We start from the raw sequence: 4,294 nt of genomic DNA, 5'->3' as shown, positions 1-4,294 counted from the left end.
CTGAAGTGGCTCTTGCAGGTTTAGAGTGGCGATTGACTTGTAGTTGTGGCCATACTGGAGGGATGGCGTAAAGAACTGTAACCTCAGCAGTACACCAGAGTCATCTTGAAGTGCAGTGATGAAGTGCAGTGAAATAGTGCAGTAAAATTGTCTCTAAGGCGTTCTTTGTTCTTTGTGTTGGTTCTAGCTCCCCTTTCTCCTTAAAAAAAGAGGAGTTGTGAGTGAGAGAAAACCTACCCAAACATTACCTATGGTCAAAACAATCTTCAAGACAATCTCCTCTTCCACCCTGGGGTCGATGATGTTGCCTTTCTCCTGCCGCCAGCTTTGGATAACTGCCTTTCCCGCGTTGGCTGGAGTTACGGTGGCTATTGGCGGCCTTGGGGCGGGAGGATCCCTGTGGCAGGCGGGAGCAGCAGGTTTGGCCACGGGGATGACGGGCTATGTGGCTTCTGCTCTATCTGGAAGCGAGGCCAAAGCCAAAATCCAGCTTCTAGAGCACCTCAAAAATCAGCAGAAGCAAAACGAAATCACTCCTTCAGACCTACAGCAATTGCAAAACGAGTTGGCCAGTCTGCGTGCTGCCCTTGAAGATTGGGCAAAAGTCCAGCAGAATGGAAAAGCTGCTGCCAAAACTCATGAGAATGCTCATTCGCAAGCTCAAACTGCTCAGCTCCATTTTGAGGAGATAGAGACCCAGATCCAATCTCAAAAAGAACGGCTTTCTCAGTTACGCGCAGAAGAGCAAAGTCTGAAAGCCTCGATTGGAGATTTACAAGCCAAGAAACAGAAACTCATTCAGTCCCTTAAGGAGGGCATAGCCAAGGTAGAACAACTCCAATCAAAACAGAATCTCCTGAAGCAGGATATTGCCCGCTTAACCCAGGCTTGTCGGTCAACAGGCTCTAGTAACTCCATTAAACGGTCACCTATGCCCGCGAAAGGATCTTCAGACGTATCTCTTGGCTCGGCCCGCATGACCAAAACTGCCGCCGGCGTCGCATGGGCCGACAAATATGACGAAGTCTTTGCAACCCTCGAGGAGCGAATCGACAACCTGGAAGATAGCGCCAGAGCAATGGCAGAACTGGCATCGATGGAAGGCAACGGTAGCCGGTAGGGGCAGACATCCCATCCCAATAGCACCGAAACGGTTCACAGCTCTGGCTCGCCAAAGCCCCGCAGAGGGTGAGCGTGTTCTGAGGGGATCAAGCCCTTGGCCTGCACCAATACCCCAAAGCCCCCCAACCCCATGGGATCCAGCAGCGCGTGAAGAGCATGTCGCCGCCGCAAAACCTGGCCCACATCCACAGCTTCGCCATCAACCGGGTTCCCCATTTGGCTAAGGGCGGCCAGCCGCTCGGTCAATCCCAGGTTCACCAAAAAGTTGCTCTGCCGGGTGAACCCCAGGCATCTTAGCCCCAGAGATTCTCCCACTTGCTCTAGGGTGGTAAAGTCCACATGAGCGGTGAGATCCTGGGATCCCACCCGAACATAGGGATCCGTGTAGCTGCCGTGCTGTCGATAGGCCAGGAGCGTACCTTGGGCGCGGTGGGGGCTGTAGTAGCGCTGGGCGGTGTGGCCATAATCGATGGTGAGCACGTAGCCTCGCCGCAGCTTGCGGGCCAGGAGCTGCAGCCACTCCAAGGCTTTTAGGTTCACCTCGGTTTGGTAGCCCGACGGATAGGTTTCTACAGGGATCCCCAGACGGGCGAAGTACTCTCTTAGCTCAGGGGTGGACAGATCCCCCAGCACTTCGCGGAAGTCGGCTTCTGCAGCCTCGCCGCAATCGACATAGATTTCTCGCAAAGCCCCATCCTGTACCTGCACCCGATGCACCGGAAAAGCATCCACCAGCTCATTGGAGAAGAAACAGCCTGTGACCGACTCATCCGGGATCCCGTCCCAATCCAACCAGCGCACCTTCTCCCCAAAAGGAGCCAATCGCTCCTGTTGGAGCCGCCGCAGGTGGGCAGAACGCTCCAGGATCCCATATTCCAGTGCCTGCCAAAAAGGGGGGTTAGCGGAGCGCACGTAGGTCAGCCAATCCTGGGCCAGGCGACTGCTGCCCGCCCCCATCTCGATCACCTTGAAGTCAGGGGGGGATCCCAAAATGTGCCAGAACTGAAGGATCTGCTCTGCCAACAGTTGGGCAAAGTCCGCCGCCAGGTGGGGAGAGGTGAGGTAGTCGGGGCCAACCGGGGATCCCCGCTCGTAATAGCCCAACCCCGGCTCGTAGAGAGCCCACTCCATAAACTGGGCAAAGGTCACCGGCCCTTGAGCGCGAATGCGGCTGCCGATCAACTCCTGCAACTTCTGCGTGGCCTGGGGTGATGACAAAGGAAAGCTTGGGTTGCGCGGGTGTTGCTCAGGAGCGAGCACAGGCGAGGATTCCAGGGATCCAGACTCACTCAACTTACTTGTTCAGGGGACGACGCCAATTTTGGCGAAACTGACGGTTCGAGACCAACAACACAGGCCAGAGGGCCGATACCACCCACTTCCCGGAGCCCGAATAGATGCGATCCGCCTTGCGGGCCGAGTACCAAACTCCTCCTGCGTAGATTGCCAAGAGCGAAAAAGGCCACATCTCAACCCATCCTATTCAACGCTGCTCACCGAGTCAGGGATCCCCAATCAGTAGGCATCCTGCAGCTCATAGAAGTCAGGCGTGATGTAGTCCTTGCGCAGGGGCCAACCTATCCAGTCTTCCGGCATTAAAATCCGCTTCAGGTTCGGGTGTCCCTCGAAAACAATGCCGTACATGTCGTAGGTTTCCCGTTCCTGCCAATCCGCCGACTTCCAAATCCAGTATACGGAAGGCAGCCGTGGATCGTGGCGAGGCAACTTTACCTGGAGCCGCACCTCCTGAGGGCGATCCGCCCCGTCTGACAGCTTGATCAGGTGGTAAAGGCTGACCAGTGGCTGCCCTGCCCCCAGGTCATACCCGCACTGGCACTCCAGGTAGTTAAAGCCGTAGGCATAGAGGGCGGTACACAGGGGCAGAAGAAAGTCCCGCTCCACCTCCAACAGCTCTACCCCCGCTGCGTCTCTCCCCAAATACTGGTGCTCGAAGCCGTTGTCGGCCAGAAACTGGGAAACCGGGCCCCGCTCCAACGTCACCAAGGGTTCCGACTGCTCGCCTACCGCTGGCGGCGCTTGCTTTTCTCGGGCATTTTCCTCTGCCATCTCACATCCCTCCTCGCAAGGCTTTGAGCTGCTGTTCCGCCCGCTTAAAGTCGGCGGTTTGCAAGGCCGGGGGCACTGGCAAGCCAATGGCCGCAGCCAGCTCTGGCGGGGGAGCTTGGCGGGTCTCGCTCTCCAGATACTTGCCGGTGATGATCTCCGGCACAGGCTTGAGGTTGTGCTTAACCGTGTAGTAGCGGTGGGTTTGCTGCAGACGGCCTCGTTCCCGCATGTCCTCGGCGGCGATCTTCTTGCGCAGCTTGACAATGGCATCCATGATCGCCTCTGGACGAGGGGGGCAGCCAGGAATGTACACATCCACCGGGATCAGCTTGTCCACCCCCCGCACTGCCGTGTAGGAATCGGAGCTGAACATGCCACCGCTGATGGTGCAAGCCCCCATGGCAATCACGTACTTCGGCTCAGCCATTTGCTGGTAAAGCTTGACCAACGCCGGCGCCATTTTCATGGTGACCGTACCTGCCGTGATGATCAAATCAGCGGTGCGTGGCGAAGAACGAGGCAGCAGGCCAAAGCGGTCGAAGTCGAAGCGGGATCCCAGCATGGCGGCAAACTCGATGAAGCAGCAGGCGGTGCCGTAGAGCAGCGGCCAGAGGCTGGACATCTTAGCCCAGTTGTATAGGTCGTTCACCGTCGTCAGAACGACGTTGTTGGAGAGGTCGGTAGTCACCTGGGGGGCAGCCCCCGGAAACAAGACTTGCGATTTCTCAGACGTCATGACCATTCCAATGCTCCTTTTCTCCAGGCGTACACAAGACCCACCACGAGGATGGCGATGAAAATCAGGGCCTCCACAAAGGCCAACAGCCCCAAGCGGTGGAACGCCACTGCCCAGGGATAGAGGAACACCGTCTCTACATCGAAAATGACGAAGACCAGCGCGAACATGTAGTAGCGAATGTTGAACTGGATCCAGGCTTGCCCAAACGGCTCCATGCCCGACTCGTAAGTGCTGCGCCGCAGGGATCCCCGCCGCTTTGGCGCCAAGAGTGCAGAAGCCCCCAGAGCCAAAACCGGCAGCAGAGAGCAGAGGATCAGGAAAACCAGCAAATACTCGTAGCCGGACAGAACAAACACGACGCCAGAC

The 4,294-nt window shown here is 57.1% G+C and carries 6 protein-coding genes; 1 reads left to right on the top strand and 5 read right to left on the bottom strand.

The genetic code is table 11. The features are described from left to right. The first annotated feature begins 250 nt into the window (after nt 1–250). Nucleotides 251–1,120, top strand: a complete 870-nt coding sequence (locus tag NW849_RS13005; protein WP_414358116.1) for a hypothetical protein — start codon at nt 251–253, stop codon at nt 1,118–1,120. A gap of 35 nt (nt 1,121–1,155) precedes the next feature. On the opposite strand, the gene NW849_RS13000 is transcribed toward NW849_RS13005, so the two are convergent. From NW849_RS13000 to ndhC, 5 genes are all read right to left on the bottom strand, one after another. After that, nucleotides 1,156–2,340, bottom strand: coding sequence for a class I SAM-dependent methyltransferase (locus NW849_RS13000; protein WP_414358113.1), 1,185 nt, complete (start codon nt 2,338–2,340; stop codon nt 1,156–1,158). A gap of 76 nt (nt 2,341–2,416) precedes the next feature. Continuing rightward, on the bottom strand, nt 2,417–2,590 hold the full coding sequence (locus NW849_RS12995) for a hypothetical protein (RefSeq protein WP_414358112.1): 174 nt from the start codon (nt 2,588–2,590) through the stop codon (nt 2,417–2,419). Nucleotides 2,591–2,637: 47 nt separating this feature from the next. Further along, complete coding sequence (locus tag NW849_RS12990; RefSeq protein WP_414358109.1) at nt 2,638–3,189, bottom strand: NAD(P)H-quinone oxidoreductase subunit J; 552 nt, start codon at nt 3,187–3,189, stop codon at nt 2,638–2,640. A gap of 1 nt (nt 3,190) precedes the next feature. Then, nucleotides 3,191–3,931 (bottom strand): NADH dehydrogenase subunit K, encoded by a 741-nt coding sequence (locus NW849_RS12985; protein ID WP_414358107.1) that lies wholly within the window; start codon nt 3,929–3,931, stop codon nt 3,191–3,193. Further along, nucleotides 3,922–4,284 carry a photosynthetic/respiratory NAD(P)H-quinone oxidoreductase subunit C gene (gene ndhC / locus NW849_RS12980; protein ID WP_414331498.1) on the bottom strand — a complete coding sequence of 121 codons (363 nt, stop codon included), beginning with the start codon at nt 4,282–4,284 and terminating at the stop codon, nt 3,922–3,924. Before ndhC ends, NW849_RS12985 begins: the two co-directional genes overlap by 10 nt. Nucleotides 4,285–4,294: the final 10 nt, after the last annotated feature.

The organism is Synechococcus sp. R55.3, assembly GCF_047461975.1.
Lineage (GTDB): Bacteria > Cyanobacteriota > Cyanobacteriia > Thermostichales > Thermostichaceae > Thermostichus.
The sequence above is the reverse complement of the archived record's forward strand: the minus strand, read 5'-3'. Positions and strand labels throughout refer to the sequence as shown.